The following is a 16,557-nucleotide window of genomic DNA, read 5'->3' as shown; positions in this document are numbered from 1 at the left end:
GCGCTGCGGGTGGCACCGGAAACTACGCCACAGGTGCGGCCCGGATCGCCGAGATGTCGAACTGAAGCCGGATCTTCTCGCTCACCATGCTCCCGCCCGCCTCCAGCCTTTGGTTGTAGACCAGGCCCCACTCCCTGCGGTCGATGGTGGTCGTGCCGTCGAATCCGGCGCGTTCGTAGCCGAACGCGTCCCTGACCGAGCCGAGGTAGGTGAGGTCCAGCTCGACGGGCCTGGTGATGCCGCGGATGGTCAGGTCCCCGGTCATGCGGTAGCTGTCACCGCCCTCGTACACCGTGGAGGTGCTGCGGAAGACCATCTCCGGGTACCGGCTCGCGTTGAAGAAGTCGGTGCCGACCAGATGCGCGTCACGCTGCTCCACACCGGTGTCGACGCTGGCGACCCGGATCACCAGCTCGGCTCGGGACCGGGAAGGCTGCTCTCCGTCGAAGTACAGATCGCTCCGGTAGTCGGCGAATGCCCCGCGCACGGTGGTGACCATGGCGTGGCGTACGGAGAAACCGATCCTGCTGTGCGGGCTGTCGATGGTCCAGTGGCCGGTCAGAGCTGCGAGCGCCGGGTCCAGGACGGCGGTGGCCGTTCCGGAGGCGCTGGGAGCGGTGCGGGGGCCGACAGCCGGCGAAGGCTCGATTGTGGCGGCTTGGCGACGGCTGAAGAAACCCATGATGACGTCGTCTCCTTCTTACTGTGGTCACTTACGTGCTATCACGCCCCGCCCTTGGGCGCGGTACGGGATGGGACCCGTCGTCCGGATTCCAGGGCTCTACCTGCAAAGATCCACAGCATCAGCACGATTGCAGGCTCGCGCGGCCCGTCCGTGGTCCCCACGGGATGCCCGTCTGCTTCGAGTCCAGCCACGCCCCACGCGCCTCGAATTGCGCCGCAGCACGCCCAGCCCTTGACGTGCTCTCGACATGATGGCTTCATGGGAGCGCTCCCAAGCTTTCTCCTGATGCCCGAGTTTCTTGACGCTCACTCTCTGGAGTCGCAGTGAGAACAACAAGAAGCACGACACGAAAGAGCTCCGTCACCGCCCTGCTGTCCGGACTGGCCGCCCTCCTCGCGCTCGTCGTTCTCGGCGCCCTCAGCCCGACGACCGCGCAGGCACAGTCGCCCAGCACCCTCGCCACCGGCCTGCACATCAGCAACGGCCGCTTACTCGAAGGCAACGGCAACGACTTCATCATGCGCGGCGTCAACCACGCCCACACCTGGTACCCGGGCGAGACGCAGTCGCTGGCCGACATCAAGGCGCTGGGCGCCAACACCGTCCGCGTCGTCCTCTCCAACGGCCACCGCTGGACCGAGAACAGCGCCGATGACGTGGCCGGCGTCATCGACCAGTGCAAGGCCAACCGGCTCATCTGCGTGCTGGAGGTGCACGACACGACCGGCTACGGCGAGGAGGCCGCGGCCGCGACCCTCGACCAGGCGGCCGACTACTGGATAGGCCTGAAGGACGTGCTCGCCGGCGAAGAGAACTACGTCATCGTCAACATCGGCAATGAGCCCTGGGGCAACACCAACCCCGCCGGCTGGACCGAGCCCACCATCGCCGCCGTCAAGAAGCTGCGCAACGCCGGGTTCCAGCACACGATCATGGTGGACGCGCCCAACTGGGGCCAGGACTGGCAAGGAGTCATGCGCGCCAACGCCCAGTCCGTCTACGACGCCGACCCCACCGGCAACCTGATCTTCTCGATCCACATGTACAGCGTCTACGACACCGCCCAGGAGATCACCGACTACCTGAACGCGTTCGTCAACGCCGAACTGCCCATCCTCATCGGCGAGTTCGGAGGCCCCCCGGACCAGTACGGCGACCCGGACGAGGACACCATGATGGCCGCCGCCGAGCAGCTCCGGCTCGGCTACCTGGCCTGGTCGTGGAGCGGCAACACCGACCCCATCCTCGACCTGGCGATCGGCTTCGACCCGAACCAGCTCAGTTCCTGGGGCCAGCGCATCTTCAACGGCGCCAACGGCATCGCCCAGACCTCCCGGGAAGCCACCGTCTACGGCGACGACCCGGGCGACACCCAGGCCCCGACCACCCCCGGCACCCCGACCGCCTCCGCGGTGGCGGCCACCTCCGTCACCCTCGCCTGGACCGCCGCCACCGACAACGTCGGCGTCACCGGCTACGACATCGTCCGCGTCAGCGACGGCTCCGAGACCACAGTCGCCGCCTCCGCCACCAACACCGCCACCGTGACCGGCCTCACCGCCGACACGACGTACACCTTCGCCGTCTACGCACGCGACGCCGCCGGGAACCGCTCCGAACGCTCGGCCACGGTGAGCGTCACCACCGACGAGGACGGCAGCACACCCGGCGTGAGCTGCTCCGTCGGCTACCGCGTCGTCAGCGAGTGGCCGGGCGGCTTCCAGGGCGAGATCACCATCCGCAACACCGGCACCACCACCGTCAGCGGCTGGACGCTGGCCTTCGCCTTCGCCAACGGCCAGACCATCACCAACATGTGGGGAGGCACCCCCACTCAGGACGGCGGGACGGTGAGCGTCGCCCCCGCCTCGTACACCGCCACCATCCCCGCCAGCGGCTCGGTCACCGTCGGCTTCACCGCCGGCAAGGGAGGCACCAACGCCGCCCCGACCGCGTTCACCCTCAGCGGTACCCCCTGCGCCACCGCCTGACCCGGCCGCCCGCTGACCGGCGGAGGTCACTCGCACACGCCGGTCAGCACGACGCCCGCTCGCTCCTCGCGCCGGGTCGACATCAGCCCGTCTGCCGGAGGTGGAGTGCGCGGTCCCCTTGCCGGGAAGGCCGCGCACTCCGCCTCGTCGTCTCTCGTCGTCTCTCGTCGTTTCTCGTCGCTTGGTCCACACGGGCGACGACACCACGTACCGGGTCGTGGTCCTCGTTGCGGTCCTGCTGGTGGTGTCAGCGGTTGACCGTGCGGCCGAAGACCCGCTTCGCCCAGACGTAGCCGACCAGGGTGAGGCCTATGCACCATGCCAGGGCGGCCCAGGCGCTGTTGCCGATCTCCGTGCCCATCAGCAATCCACGCAGGGTCTCGATGGTCGGGGTGAACGGCTGGTACTCGGCGAACCAGCGCAGCCCGGTCGGCATGGAGTCGGTCGGAACGATCGCGCTGCCGAGGAAGGGCAGGAACTGCAGCGGCATCGGCATGTTGCTCGCCGACTCGGGTGTCTTGGCGACCAGGCCGAGACCGGCCGCGAGCCAGGTGAGGGCGAGGGTCAGCAGGGTGAGCATCCCGGCCGCCGCCAGCCATTCGACGACCGTGGCCTGCGGCCTGAAGCCCATCAGGAGCGCGGCGCCGACGACGAGGACGATGCCCGCCAGGGTCTGCAGCACGCTGCCGACCACATGGCCTGTGAGGAACGAGGCCCGCGAAATCGCCATCGTACGGAAGCGGTTGACGATGCCCTCGGTCATGTCGACGCAGACCCCGACGGCCGCGGCGAGCGCCCCGGAGGTCGCCGCCATCAGGATGATGCCGGGGGCTACGTAGTCGATGTACTCGCCGCCGCCCGAGCCGCCCACCGACGCCCCGCCGATTCCGGCGCCGAGCGCGCCTCCGAAGGCGTAGTTGAAGAGCAGGAGCATGATCACCGGCATGCCGACGACGGCGACGGTCATGGCCGGGTAGCGCTGGGCGTGCTTGAGGTTGCGGCGCAGCATCGTCATCGAGTCGCGCATCGCGTAGGTCGTTGTGCTCATCGAACGGCCTCCGTGCGGGAGTTGACGGACCGCGCCTGCGCGTCGTGTGAGTGGGGGTGGCCGGTCAGCGCGAAGAAGACGTCGTCCAGGTCCGGCGTGCGAACCGTGAGGGTCTCGGCCTGGATGGAGGTGGCTTCCAGGGCGTCCAGGACGGCGCGCAGGTTGGGGATGGAGCCGTCGCTCGGGATCTGCAGTGTGAGCGCTTCGTCGTCGCGGGTGGCGATGCCGAAGATCTGCGCTGCGGCGTCGAGGCCGCGGGGGTCCGCGAACCGCAGGCTGATGTGCCCGCCGGGGATGCGCCGCTTGAGCTCCTCGGCGGTGCCTTCGGCGACCAGGCGGCCGTGGTCCAGCACAGCTATGCGGTCGGCGAGTTGGTCGGCCTCCTCGAGGTACTGCGTGGTGAGGAAGATGGTCACGCCCTCGTCGGCGACAAGACCCCGGATGATCTCCCACATGGTGCGCCGTGAGCGCGGGTCGAGCCCGGTGGTCGGCTCGTCGAGGAAGATGATCCTCGGCTTGCCGACCAGCGTCATCGCGAGGTCCAGCTTGCGGCGCATGCCGCCGGAGAAGGTGGAGACAGGCGTGCGGGCGGCCTCGGTCAGGTCGAACCGTTCGAGAAGAGCGTCCGTGCGCCGCTTCCCCTCGCTCCGGTGCAGGTGATGGAGGTCGGCCATGAGGAGCAGGTTCTCCTCGGCGGTCAGCAGTCCGTCGACGGCGGCGAACTGGCCGGTCACGCCGATGGAGCGGCGTACGCCGTCGGCCTGCTGCACGAGGTCGTGGCCCGCGATCCGGGCCTCGCCCGCGTCGGCCGGGATGAGCGTGGAGAGGATTTCCACGGTGGTGGTCTTGCCGGCCCCGTTCGGTCCGAGCAGGGCGAAGACCGTGCCCTCGGGGATGTGCAGATCGATCCCGTCGAGGACGACCTTCTCGCCGTATGCCTTGCGCAGTCCCGTGGCCTTGATCGCCGGGGTGCGGATGGTGGTGGAGGCGGCCGTGATGGTCATGGTGGTGTCCCTTTCGGACGGTCTCAAGGCCTCAGACGGTGGAGCGGCGGACGGTGATGTCGCCGGCGCCGGTGACGGCCCGCACCTCGGCGGTGTCCTCGGCGCTGTCGCCGGGGCCCTCGGTCACCTCGAGCAGGTTGCGCACCTGCCCGATCCTGGAGTGCACGTCCAGCCAGGCGGCGGTGGCCTCGCGGATGCCGATGTCGATGCTTCCCGCGGCGGTCTTGAGGTCGACCCGGCCCCGGGCGACCTCCTCGACGCGGATGGAGCCGTTGGCCGACGTGGCATGGAGCCCGGCGTGCGCGCGGCCGATGGCGATGGCTCCGTTGGCGGACTTGGCCCGCAGCTCGCCGGTGATCTCGTCGAGCGTGATCTCGCCGTTGGAGTTGGCGACGGTGGCGGCGCCGGCGATCTCACCGACGCGCAGCCGGCCGCCGCCGGAGATGTCGGCGTCCCCGCTCACCCGGTCCACCACGATGTCGCCGAGGGAGGTGCCGAGCCGTACGGTCGCGGCGTCCTGGACCTGGATGTCCCCGAGGGCGACCTTGATCCGGCAGTCGCCCAGAGGCCCTTCTCCGACGAAGCCGCCGACCTGCGTGCCTCCGGAGACCTGGGACCCGGCGGACAGCTCGACCACGACGTCGACTGATCCCGGCTTTCCGAAAAGGGAACGCTTCTTGGGGCCGCGTACGGTCAACTGGCCCCCTGAGTAGGTGATACGGGTCTGCTCCGCGGCCTGCGCGTCGGCGCTGCTGCCGCCGCCCGGGCGGACCTCGACGGTGGTGTCGGTGCGCTTTCCGGCGGTGACCCTGATGTTGCCCACCTCGATCTCGACGGTGGCGGAGATCGGGCCGGGCGTCTCGAACGCCTCGAAATTCGACATGGCTGTGCCGTCCTCATGACTTGTGGGTGGAAGTCGTGCGGTGAAGGTGCGCGGCGCTGTGCGGTTGTGGGGTGGCGCGACGGTGTGACGCACGGCCCGTGGCAGTACGAGGTACGGCCGTGGCTTACGACGTACGCCCCGTGGCGGTACGACGCCGGGGGCGCGTGTCGGTGCGTAGTCGTTCGTACGGGTTCGGGGCTAGCGCACCCAGCCCGTGAAGCCCTGCCCGACGCTCCGGCCACGTCGCGGCGCCGGTGCGTTCTGCGGTGCGGGTTCGAGCGCGGCGGACACGGCGCGGATGAGCCAGGCGTTGACCGAGAGGCCCTCGCTGCCGGCCGCCTCCTCGACCCGGGCCTTGAGGTGCGCCGGGAGGCGGAAATTGATGCGGGATGTATTGCCCTCGTCGGCCTCGACCGGTGGCGCCACCGATGGCGCCATCGGTGGCGCCGCTACCGATGCCACCTTGGCGTCGACGACCGGCGCCTCGTACGGCTCGGGAGCCGGGGGTGGCGTGACAACGAACTGGGGGTCGAGCCCCCTCAGCCGTACGTCCACCGAACCGGGGGCGAGGTCGCGGGTGACCTCGTCCATCGCGGCGGACAGGGCGTTCAGGAGGGTGAGGCGTACGGCGGACTCCAAAGGAGTGGTCAGCCGCTCGGCCAGCTCACGTGCTTCGTCGCCACCGGCATCGGCGGCGACCGCAAGCTCGTGCCGAAGGTTGTCGACGTAGGGCGTCAGGTCCATGGCTCAACTATGGCGCCATCATGGCGCCACGTCAAGCAAATATGGCGCCACGCGGCATCACATGGCGCCAACACCAGCCTCTCAGATCGCTGACTTGCAGCTTTATCGCGGCGCCAGCGCCTTCGCCGGCACCATCGGCCAGAACGACCGGAATGGTTCGCGGTCAGAGGGGCGTCGCGGCCACCGCGCCGCCACCCGTCACAGCACCTCGTTTCCGTACATCTCGCCGAGCGGATCGGCGATGAGTTCGATGCGGGCGCCGTCGGGGTCCCGGAAGTACGCGGAGACCTCGCTGTGCACCGCATGGTCGACGCCGGCCTGCTCGAGCTTGCCGACCAGGTGGCGCCAGCGGTCAGGCTCCACTGAGATCGCCACGTGGTGCAGGCCTCCGAGGACTTCGGCGTACGGACCCACGTCCAGTCCGGGGAAGTCGAAGAAGGCGAGCAGGTTGCCATTGCCGATGTCGAAGAAGAAGTGCGATGAGCCTGGGTAGTCGCGGTTCTCGATCAGCTCCGTCAGCGGAAACTCCAGCACGTCCTGGTAGAAGCGGACGGTCCGCTCGACGTCGCTGCTGATCAGCGCGGTGTGGTGCAGGCCCCGCGCGGACGAGGCGGGCCGCTGATCGCTCGGCCGCAGGTACTGGTCCCGGATACGCTGCCGCTCCGCCTCAAACGCCGACCGGTCCGGCTGTGCATCCGCTTGTGCCTTCGCCATCTCTCTCCTCGGTAGGGGTGAAGTCCCTCTGCTCTCCCTTACCAGGATCTCGGCCGGTGCCGTGGCCGTCACCTTCTGGCCACGGTGGCAGCGAAGCGGACGCCTGAAATCCCGGTCGACGGCGGCCTGACCGCGCACGGCGGCGTCAAGTCCATCTCGGACGCGCTGCTCCCTGGAGGGTCATGAAGCGGCCAACTCCGCATCCAGCCACTGCAGGACCTCGGGAGTCACGGGATCGGTGATGTCGGTGAACTCGTCATGCTTGGTGAGGTACTTCGCCACGTAAGGGCAGACCGGCACGATGCGCTTCCCGCTCTTGCGTACGTCGGTCAGGGCCTCGTGTACGAGGAGTGAGGCCAGTCCCTGGCCGGCGAAGGCGTCGTCGATTTCCGTGTGAAAGAAGACCCGCTGTCCGTCCCGGTCGCGGTACGCGGTGAAGCCCGCGGTCTTGCCGTCGACGAGGATGGCGTACCGGTGCCGGGCGTCGATCCGCTCCACGACCGGAGCGGAGGCGTTCTGTGTCATGGCATGCCTTTCAGCTGTGTGCGGCACCGCGTCGTCTCAGCGCCGCGGCGGGTTCCTGCGCGGGCGGATGGTGGCGTTCGGCAGGGCGGGCGCCGGAAGACGGTCCCCTGCGTACCCCTCGACGACACCGAAACGCTCGGAAGCGCTCGCCCACTCCTCGCGGGCCTTGACGATGTCCTCGTGGCTGCGGCCGATGAAGTTCCACCACATGACGATCTCCTCCTCGAACGGCGTACCGCCGAGCAGCAGCATCCGCGTCGTGTCATCGGACTCGTTCGTCAGCGTCAACGTGTCGTACCCGGGACCGACATAACCCAACTCCGCCCTCCGTACGAGGGTTTCACCCAGGCGGACGCTCCCGTCATCGACCAGTACGCCGTGCTCGAAGGCGGTGTCCACGGCGAGGGTGACGGTCGCGCGCGGGTCGAGGAGCAGTTCGGCACCGAGGAGGGGCGTGAAGGTCCGGACCGGGGCGGTGTCCCCCGCGAGAGACCCCAGGAAGACCCTGACCTCTGCTCCGGCCAGGCGGACCGGCTCGGGCGCGTAGTGCTGGAAGTCGCGCTCCGCGTGCCGGTGCTCTTCGGGCAGCGCCACCCACAGCTGGGCTCCGTGCAGGACCGTGGTGCTCGGGGTCGAGACCTCCGAGTGGCTGATGCCGTACCCGCCCGTCATGAGGTTGAGCTCGCCCGGTCGTACGAAGGCGTGGCTGCCCAGGCTGTCGCGGTGCTCGATCTCCCCGCTGAACAGCCAGGACACCGTCTGCAGCCCGGTGTGCGGATGGGGAGGTACGTGCATGCCGCCCGTCTCGGCGACGTTGTCGGGGCCGTAGTGATCGGCGAAGCACCAGGCACCGATCAGAGTGCGGACCCGCTGCGGCAGGGTGCGCCGCACCGTCATCGCCCGCGGGCCGCCCAACGGCACATCACGCGCGGACAGGACGTCGACGTGCGGAATCCCGTCCCCGCGCTCCTCGGTCACCGACGCTGCGCAGCGCACCTCGGAAGGCTCTGTCTCGACGTTGCTCAACGCTCGTCACCTCCCAAGCCCGATGTTGTTGAGCGATCAACTACCATGTCTGGATCATAGGCCACCACCGTCCGAAACGCATGGCGGAACGCGTAGGACCGCCATTCCCCGAGGGAGACCGGATTGAGCGACGCGACGACGACCCCGGACAGCCGACGGATCTTCATCGACAAGCAGAGCCCCAAGGCCTACCACGCCCTGATCCAGACCTCCGAGGCGGTCCGAGCGACCGCCGCCGACGCAGGCCTGGACCGCTCACTCGTGGAACTCGTCAACCTCCGCGTCTCGCAGATCAACGGCTGCGCCTACTGCCTCAGTGTGCACACCAAGGCGGCCCTCCGCGCAGGTGAGACCACGCAACGCCTCGGAGTGCTGGCGGCCTGGCGGGACACGGAGCTGTTCACACCGCGGGAACGTGCGGCGCTGGCCCTGGCGGAGGCGACCACCGACCCCACGAACGCCACCGCACAGGAGATCGCCTACGACACCGCCCGCCAGGTGCTCACCGACGACGAGATCTCCGCGGTGATCTGGGTGGCGGTGACGATCAACGCCTTCAACCGGGTCTCGATCATGAGCAGGCATCCCGTCCGCCCGGCTCCTGGGCAGTGACCGGATGGGCACTGCAGAAGAACGTCTTCGACGTCGTCCGCTGACGAGCGCCGCTCTGGCAGTGCTGTGACGTGACGCGCCGTCGGTGGCGCGGATCCATGTGCCGGCCCGATACGCGGCGGCCGGGGCAGGTGACGCACCCTGCCCCGGCCGCCGCGCCGCCGCTCAGGCCGCGGTCACCGTTTGACGACCGGCCAGAAGGCGTCCCGTACGTCGGACTTGGCGGTGGAGACGAACTCGTCGCCGCCCGGCCCGTAGTCGTACCAGCCGTAGTACTCGTAGTGCAGGGCCCTCGGGCAGCTTCCGCCGCTGATCTGCACCTCGCGCGGGTCGACGCGCTTTCCGGTGCGCAGCTCGTAGATCTTCAGCGGGATCTTGACCTTGTGGAAGGTCACTTCGTGGGGGAGGTACTCGGACTTGTCGTTCTCGTAGTAGCACGTCTCGACGGCGGCTCCGTTCTTCGCCGTGTCCGCGCAGACCACGAGCGCGGCCTTGGTCGGGTCGCCGGTGCGCCAGTCGCCGGGGAGTTTGTCGGTGTACTCGGTGTCGCCGAGGAACATCGCGCGGTTGAACCCCTTGCGATACGGCGGGGCACCACTGTACTTGGCGGGCGTGTCGCAGTAGCCGGACTTCACGTCGGACGTGTTCTCGACCAGGCGGCGTACCGTGTCCAGTTCGATGGCGAGGGTGGCCTTCTTCACGCCGCTGCGTGCCTCGTCCGTGCGTGCGTCGTCCGGGTACTCGTCGAGGAGGTGCTGGTAGCGCGCCCGCGCCTGCTGCCAGTCGTCCTCGTCCATCAGGTCGTCGCCGCATCCCACCAGTGCGGCGGGTTCCGTACGCTTCGCGGTGTCGGCGGACCGGTCCAGTACGTCATGGGTGGGGTCGCGGTCGCGGAGCCAGTCGGTGATGTCGGCGGTGTCGCAGGAGTCCTTGGTCGGCAGGACTTCGAGGAAGGTGTCCAGGACCGTCTTGACGGTCTGCTCGTTGCCGGGCTTGCTCAGCACGCCGGCGAGGGTGCCGAAGCCTCGCTCCAGGTCCTGGATGTTCCCGTTTCGTCCGGCGCCGGCCAGGGTGGACGCGGCCCGCTCCAGCCGGTGGCACGCCTCCACCACCGCGTCGCCGGGTTCGACCACCGGTGCGCCCGCCAGGCGGTGGCCCCACCACACCTCGCCCTGCGCGGCCACGGCCGCCTCGCAGTCGCCGCCCTCGCGGGCCTCGTTCACGCGGTCCTCGATGCCGTACGCGTCGACGCGCAGCAGTACGGCGGTCAGCAGCACCGCGACCGTGACGGCGAGTGCGCCCACGCGCTGCCCGCGTCGCACGACGTGCTCCGCGCGCCGGCGTGCCAGGAACCAGCCGTGGGCGATGCCGGCCGCCCACCACAGAAGCAGCAGGATCTCGCACCAGGTCTCAGCCGTCGATGCGGTGAGGTTGAGGAGCCAGCCGGTGCCGACCACGGCGACCGCGGCCAGCCGCCAGCGACCCAGCAGGAGATAACCGATGCCGAGCAGCGAGGCGTTGCCGAGTGCCGCCGCCACCGGGTCGCACGGGGCCGGGGGCTGCCTGGGCGGCTCGGGAGGCTTCGGCGGCTCGGCAGGCGGCCGGTACGGGTCGTGTTCGTACGTCGGGGAGTCCATGAGCGATCACCCCTGAAGTGAAGTGGGCGCCGGGCTGCGTACGGAGAACCAGTGGCGGCCTCTCTCGCCGCTCACCATCCACAGGGCCGCCACATCGATGCCGGCGATCACGAACATCGCGAGGCTGGGTGCCCCGGAGGCCAGCGAGCCGAGGAAACCGAAGGCCGTCCCGAGCGTCACGAAGGACAGGCACACGATGAGCACCACACGGATCCAGGGGCGGCGCCCCCGGGCCAGTACGACGCAGACGACCATGAGCGCCGCCAGCGCCCAGCAGAACAGCGCCACGAACCAGGCCACGCTCATGGGCATGAGCAGGTCCTGCCCGTGCTCCTGCTTGCTCTGGTTCTCCCCGATGATCGCCCAGCCGCCGAAGACCGTGCCCAGCGCGTGCGCGGTGACGATCACGAGAACGAAGATGAGGGCCCCGGGCATGCGCACCTTCTCGGGCTGACCGGGTTGACCGGCCTGACCGGCCTGACTGGGCTCACCGGGCTGACCGGCCTGACCGGGCTGACCGGGCTGACCGGGCTGACCGGGCTGACCGGGCTGACCGGGCTGATACGGAGAGTTCTGCATGGCGGATCACCTCACGCTTTCGTTGTCCGGCAGGTCGTAGACCCGGGCCCAGTCCACTTCGTAGACGGCGCTCTGCAGGTCGTCCCCGTGGAAGTTGTCGAGCTGGATGGTCTGGTGCATGGACGGGGCACACTGGATGCAGTCCCGGTCCGCGTTCGCGCCGCCGGAGAAGCGGAACCACTCTTCGCCGTCGATGAAGCCGCGCAGGTGGTCCGGGCTCCACTCGACGGCGACGTTGTGCCACTGCGACAGGTCCACGCCGCACTTCTGCGCGAACTCCTGCTGCACGGGCACGCCCTCCGGGTGCGGGTAGTGCAGGAACGCCTCGGCGCACCTCTCGCCCGGGGCACCGTTCTCCAGGTAGTCGTACTCGCCGTCCTGAGGGTGCTCGCCCGAGTCCGGCCACAGGATCAGCAGCGGGTGGTACTGCCGCCCGTTGTCGGGGGCGGTGGCCCGGGACCGTACGCGGGCCTCCCACCGGCCGTACTGCCGGCCGTGCGGCGAGGCGAGCCAGCCGGTGTCGCCGTTCGCCTGGCCGGTCATGCGCAGGACGTCGCCGACGACCCGGGTGTTGACGTCGCAGCGGCGGCCGTTGCCGCTGTGGCCGGGCCAGCACTTGCCGGGGCCGCCGCCCGCCAGGCGCCACTTGTCGCGGTCGGGTATGGCGGGGTCGGCCTTGGAGCCGTAGTCGAACTCGTCCGACCACTCGGGCAGCGGGTCGCCCCAGCCGTACCGTTCGGCGGCGGTCGACGGATCGGCGTGAGCGGCGTTCACCGTGGTCGCCGTGAGCGTCACCGCGAGTGCCGCCGCGCCGAACCCCACGGCGAGGTGCCGGGCGCGAAGTCGTCTGTCCATGGCTCTCCTTCAGCCTGTCGTGCGTGTGCGGACGCGGGGCGGCCCGAGCCCTCCCCTCGCAGGGCTCGGACCGCGCCATGGCCCGTCCGGGCCACGTCCCTCGGGTATTCGACCGCCGTACGCCGTTGTTCAGCAGGCCCTCTCCCGGCGCCGAACAATCTGGAGGCGCGAACCGAACGAAAGGGTCGGGAGGAAACGTGCAGATCGAGTGAACTCCCGTGTCCCGCCTGCCGATACGCTCCACATTCGGTTGCGCCCGTCCCGTGCGACTACCTACCGTGGGCGCCCGAACGGACGCGCTGGGTGATGGCCTGGCGAAGACTTGGGTGAACGAGGGCAGGGCGGGGCACGTGTCGGCAAGACCAGGACCGGGGCGCACCGAGGGCGAGCTGGATCCGGAGGCCGGACCGTTGCCGCGGTTCGCCGCCGAGCTGCGCGCGCTGCGCGAGTCCGCGGGGAAGCCCACGTACCGGGCGATGGCTCAGCAGGCGCGGTACGGGGTGACCACCCTGTCGCAGGCGGCGGCCGGGAAGCAGCTGCCCACCCGCGCGGTGACGCTCGCCTATGTGAAGGCGTGCGGCGGCGACGTGATCGCGTGGGAGCGGCGCTGGCGCGAGGTGTCGGCCGAGTTGGCCGCAGAGGCCGCCGACGACGAGACCTCCCGGCCGCCGTACCGCGGCCTGACCCGGTTCGAGCCGGGCGACGCCGAACTGTTCTTCGGCCGCGACCAGCTCGTGGAGCGGCTGACCGAGCTGAACCGCAAGCACCGCTTCACCGCCGTCTTCGGCCCCTCCGGCAGCGGCAAGTCCTCGCTGTTGCGCGCCGGGCTGATCCCCCGGCTGCGCACCCCGGACGATGGGGAAGAGGACGTGTCTCCCGCCGCCGTACGGATCCTCACGCCCGGTGCGGACCCGCTGCGCACGCACGCCGACCGGCTCCTGCCCGTACCCGGCACCGACGCCGACACCTGGCTGATCGTCGACCAGTTCGAGGAGCTGTACACCCTCGGCGCCGACCCGGCCGACCGGGACACGTTCATCGACCGCCTCGTCGCCGCAACCGATGCCGACAGCCGGCTGCGCGTCGTCATCGCGGTGAGAGCCGACTTCCTCGGCCGCTGCGCCGAACACCCCGGCCTCACCGCCGCGTTGCAGGACGCCACGCTGCTCGCCGGGCCGATGAGCCGCGCGGAGCTGCGGGAGGCCATCGTCCGCCCGGCCGCCGCGGACGGCCTGATCGTCGAACGCTCCCTGACCGACCGCCTCCTGGACGAGGTCGAGGGCGCCCCCGGCGGACTTCCGCTGATGTCGCACGCCCTGCTGGAGACCTGGCGCCACCGCAGCGGCCGCGCCCTGACCGAGACCGCGTACGAGGCGGCCGGCGGGCTGCACGGCGCCGTCGTCCGTACGGCCGAGCAGGTGTACGGCGAACTCACCGCGCCTCAGGCCGAGTTGGCCCGCCGTATTCTGCTCCGCCTCGTCGCCCCCGGCGACGGCACACCCGACACCCGCCGTCCCACCGAGCACGCGGAACTCGAGTTCGGCAGCCCCGCCGACACCCGAGTGGTACTGGAACGCCTGGTCCGCGCCCGCCTCATCACCTTCGACGACGGCACTGTCGACCTCGCCCACGAAGCCCTCATCACCGCCTGGCCCCGCCTGCGCGCGTGGATCGACGCCGAACGCGACCGGCTGCGCGTCCACCGCTCGCTCTCCGAGGCGGCCCGCACGTGGCAGGCACTCGGACGGGAGAGCGCCGCGCTCTACGCCGGCTCCCGTCTGCACGCCGCCCGCGACGCCTTCCCCAAGGACGCCGCCCGTCCGCACGGCGCGGCGCCGGGGGACGGCCGCAGCGACGAACTCACCCCCCTGGAGCGGCAGTTCCTCACCGCCTCGCTCCGGCGCCGGCACCGCGCCGTGCGACTGCGCCGTACGGTCGTGGCCGTACTCGCCGCGCTCGTGCTGCTCGCCACCGGAACCGCCGTCGTGGCCCTCCAGGCGCGCGCCACCGCGCAGGCCGAACGGGACGACGCCGTCTTCGGCCGCCTCACCGCCGAGGCCGACCGTGTCCGCGAGACCGACGCCGGGCTGGCCGCCCGGCTCGACGTCGCCGCGTACCGCATGCGTTCCACACCGGACCTGCAAACCCGGCTGGCCTCGGACGCGGGCCGGGTGCTGGCCACCCGGCTGTCCGGGCACCGCGGTCTGGGCAGCTCCGTGGCGTACGCACCCGACGGCCGCACCCTCGCCAGCGGCGGCCACGACGGCACGGTCCGGCTGTGGGACACCGCCGCGCGGCCGGGGTCAGCGCACAAGCCGGAGGACATGGGGAGACCGCTGGGCAAACCGCTGCGCCTGAGTACGGGACCGGTCGGCGCGGTCGCCTTCGCTCCGCAGGACGGCGACATGCTGGTGGCCACCGGGAAAGGCGGAGGCATCCAACTGTGGGACGTGCGCGACAGGGAGCGGCCCCGCGCCGTCGGCCGGCCGCTGGTGAGCCACGACGAGGAGAACGTCGTCTCCGTCGCGTTCGCCCCCGGCGGCCGGACGCTGGCCACCGCCGGCGACGACGGGACCGTACGGCTGTGGGACCTGAGCGACCCGGCCCGCCCCGCGCCGCTCGGCGAGCCCGCCGAGGCCGACGACTCCGAGGCGGGCAGCGTCCGCGCCGTCGCGTTCGCCCCCGAAGGGGAGACCCTGGCCACGGGCGGTTACGACGGCACCGTACGAATGTGGCGATTCAGCGAGGACGACGGGACCGGCCTCGCACCGCTCGGCAAGCCGCTGCGCGAACACACCGCCTCCGTCTGGACGCTGGCCTTCTCCCCGGACGGCCGGACGCTGGCCACGGCCGGCTACGACGAGACCGTACGGCTGTGGGACGCGTCCGACCCGAACCGCCTCGATCCGCTGGGTGAACCACTCACCGAGCACACCGCGCCCGTCATGTCGGTGGCTTTCAGTCCCGACGGCGAGACTCTGGCCAGCGCGGGCGAGGACGACTCGCCCATCCTGTGGAACGTGGCCAACCCCGCCTACCCGCAGCAGCTCGGGGAGCCCCTGACCGGTCACACGGAGGCCGTGTGGGATGTGGCCTTCCATCCCGACGGCCGCACCCTCGCCAGCACCGGCGCCGACGGCAGGGTCCGTCTCTGGCACCGGCCGCCGAGCGTCCTCACCGACTTCACCAACCCCCTGACCGCCGTCGCCTACAGCCCCGACGGCCGCCTGCTCGCGGCCGCCAGTACCGACGACGGGCTGATCCGCCTGTGGGACGTGGCCGATCCGGGCAACCCGCGCCGCCTCCTGCGCACGCTCACCGGCCACGAGGACGAGGTGCTGTCCGTCGCCTTCGCCCCGGACAGCCGGGCGGTGGCCAGCGGCTCGAAGGACGGCACCGTACGGCTGTGGGACGTCTCCGCCCCCGAACATCCCGCCCCGCTCGGCGAACCGCTGGACGCGCACGACGGCGGCGCCCTCGCCGTCGCGTTCGCCCCGGACGGCCGGGCGCTGGCCACCGGCGGCGAGGACGACACGGTGCGGCTGTGGGACGTACGGCGACCGGACCACGTACGGCCGCTCGGCGAACCGCTGCGCGGCCACACGGACGCTGTCACGTCCGTGGCCTTCGCACCAGGCGGCCGCACCCTGGTCACCGGCAGCGAGGACAACACGGCGCGGCTGTGGCACGTGGGCGACGGGGGGCGGGCACGGCCCGCAGGCGGTGCCCTCACCGGGCACGACGAACCGGTCAACGCCGTGGCCTTCGCCCCGGACGGGAAGACGCTCGCGACGGGCAGCGACGACCGTACGGTGCGGTTGTGGGACGTGGAACAGGCGGACCGCGTACGTCCGGTGGGTCAGGAGCTGGCCGGGCATCGCGGGCCGGTCAGGTCCGTGGTCTTCGCCCCGGACGGCGAGACGCTGGCGACCGGCAGCGGCGACCACACGGTCCGCCTGTGGGACGTGACGGACCCGGCCCGTGCCGAGCCCACCGGCCAGGAACTGACCGGCCATATCGACACCGTCACCTCCGTCGCGTTCAGCCCGGAGGGCGACGCCCTCGCCTCCGCCGGTTACGACCTGACGGCCCGGGTGTGGACCCTGGACGCGGACCGCGCGGCGGACTACGTCTGCGACCGCACCGGCGGCGTCCTCACCCGCGCCGAATGGGAGGAGCACCTGCCGCAACTCGGGTACCGGGAGGTGTGCGAGGGGCGTTAGGGGCGCTCAGGGGATGGTGAACTTCACCACG

14 protein-coding genes are annotated in these 16,557 nt (G+C 70.8%); 3 read left to right on the top strand and 11 right to left on the bottom strand.

Annotated features, from left to right (window positions below; genetic code table 11):
• Positions 1-22: 22 nt before the first annotated feature.
• Complete coding sequence (locus ACSMXV_RS36200; protein ID WP_473175324.1) at positions 23-682, bottom strand: YceI family protein; 660 nt, start codon at positions 680-682, stop codon at positions 23-25.
• 326 nt (positions 683-1,008) lie between these two features.
• Between ACSMXV_RS36200 and ACSMXV_RS36195 the strand changes: the two genes are divergently transcribed.
• Positions 1,009-2,676: a cellulase family glycosylhydrolase gene (locus tag ACSMXV_RS36195; RefSeq protein ID WP_473175323.1), complete on the top strand. Its 1,668-nt coding sequence runs from the start codon at positions 1,009-1,011 to the stop codon at positions 2,674-2,676.
• Positions 2,677-2,923: 247 nt separating this feature from the next.
• On the opposite strand, the gene ACSMXV_RS36190 is transcribed toward ACSMXV_RS36195, so the two are convergent.
• The 7 genes from ACSMXV_RS36190 to ACSMXV_RS36160 all read right to left on the bottom strand — a co-directional run bounded on the left by ACSMXV_RS36190 (position 2,924) and on the right by ACSMXV_RS36160 (position 8,620).
• Positions 2,924-3,724, bottom strand: a complete 801-nt coding sequence (locus ACSMXV_RS36190; RefSeq protein ID WP_473175322.1) for an ABC transporter permease — start codon at positions 3,722-3,724, stop codon at positions 2,924-2,926.
• Positions 3,721-4,728 carry an ATP-binding cassette domain-containing protein gene (locus tag ACSMXV_RS36185; protein WP_473175321.1) on the bottom strand — a complete coding sequence of 336 codons (1,008 nt, stop codon included), beginning with the start codon at positions 4,726-4,728 and terminating at the stop codon, positions 3,721-3,723. The genes ACSMXV_RS36190 and ACSMXV_RS36185 overlap by 4 nt, the downstream gene beginning before the upstream one ends.
• 31 nt (positions 4,729-4,759) lie before the next feature.
• The gene (locus ACSMXV_RS36180; protein WP_473175320.1) at positions 4,760-5,611 is read right to left on the bottom strand and encodes a DUF4097 family beta strand repeat-containing protein; all 852 of its coding nucleotides are present in this window, start codon (positions 5,609-5,611) and stop codon (positions 4,760-4,762) included.
• Positions 5,612-5,809: 198 nt separating this feature from the next.
• Positions 5,810-6,355: a hypothetical protein gene (locus ACSMXV_RS36175; RefSeq protein WP_473175319.1), complete on the bottom strand. Its 546-nt coding sequence runs from the start codon at positions 6,353-6,355 to the stop codon at positions 5,810-5,812.
• A 198-nt stretch (positions 6,356-6,553) separates the two neighbouring features.
• Entirely contained in the window at positions 6,554-7,069 is a 516-nt protein-coding gene (locus tag ACSMXV_RS36170) for a VOC family protein (RefSeq protein WP_473175318.1), read from the bottom strand.
• Positions 7,070-7,249: 180 nt separating this feature from the next.
• Positions 7,250-7,594: a GNAT family N-acetyltransferase gene (locus tag ACSMXV_RS36165; RefSeq protein WP_473175317.1), complete on the bottom strand. Its 345-nt coding sequence runs from the start codon at positions 7,592-7,594 to the stop codon at positions 7,250-7,252.
• Positions 7,595-7,630: 36 nt separating this feature from the next.
• A complete protein-coding gene (locus ACSMXV_RS36160) occupies positions 7,631-8,620 on the bottom strand; it encodes a pirin family protein (protein ID WP_473175316.1) in 990 nt (329 codons plus the stop codon).
• 123 nt (positions 8,621-8,743) lie between these two features.
• Here ACSMXV_RS36160 and ACSMXV_RS36155 point away from each other — a divergent pair, with 123 nt between their 5' ends.
• Positions 8,744-9,232, top strand: a complete 489-nt coding sequence (locus ACSMXV_RS36155) for a carboxymuconolactone decarboxylase family protein (protein WP_473175315.1) — start codon at positions 8,744-8,746, stop codon at positions 9,230-9,232.
• A gap of 176 nt (positions 9,233-9,408) precedes the next feature.
• Here the strand turns inward: ACSMXV_RS36155 and ACSMXV_RS36150 are convergent, their stop codons facing one another.
• From ACSMXV_RS36150 to ACSMXV_RS36140, 3 genes are all read right to left on the bottom strand, one after another.
• Positions 9,409-10,869, bottom strand: a complete 1,461-nt coding sequence (locus ACSMXV_RS36150; protein WP_473175314.1) for a hypothetical protein — start codon at positions 10,867-10,869, stop codon at positions 9,409-9,411.
• Positions 10,870-10,875: 6 nt separating this feature from the next.
• The gene (locus ACSMXV_RS36145) at positions 10,876-11,304 is read right to left on the bottom strand and encodes a hypothetical protein (RefSeq protein WP_473175313.1); all 429 of its coding nucleotides are present in this window, start codon (positions 11,302-11,304) and stop codon (positions 10,876-10,878) included.
• 150 nt (positions 11,305-11,454) lie between these two features.
• Entirely contained in the window at positions 11,455-12,303 is an 849-nt protein-coding gene (locus ACSMXV_RS36140) for a glycoside hydrolase family 16 protein (protein WP_473175312.1), read from the bottom strand.
• A 350-nt stretch (positions 12,304-12,653) separates the two neighbouring features.
• On the opposite strand from ACSMXV_RS36140, the gene ACSMXV_RS36135 reads away from it, so the two are divergent.
• Complete coding sequence (locus ACSMXV_RS36135; protein ID WP_473175311.1) at positions 12,654-16,526, top strand: nSTAND1 domain-containing NTPase; 3,873 nt, start codon at positions 12,654-12,656, stop codon at positions 16,524-16,526.
• Positions 16,527-16,557 lie beyond the last annotated feature (31 nt).

This window comes from Streptomyces sp. DSM 42067 (genome assembly GCF_055792885.1).
This window is presented reverse-complemented; position numbering and strand designations above follow the sequence as displayed.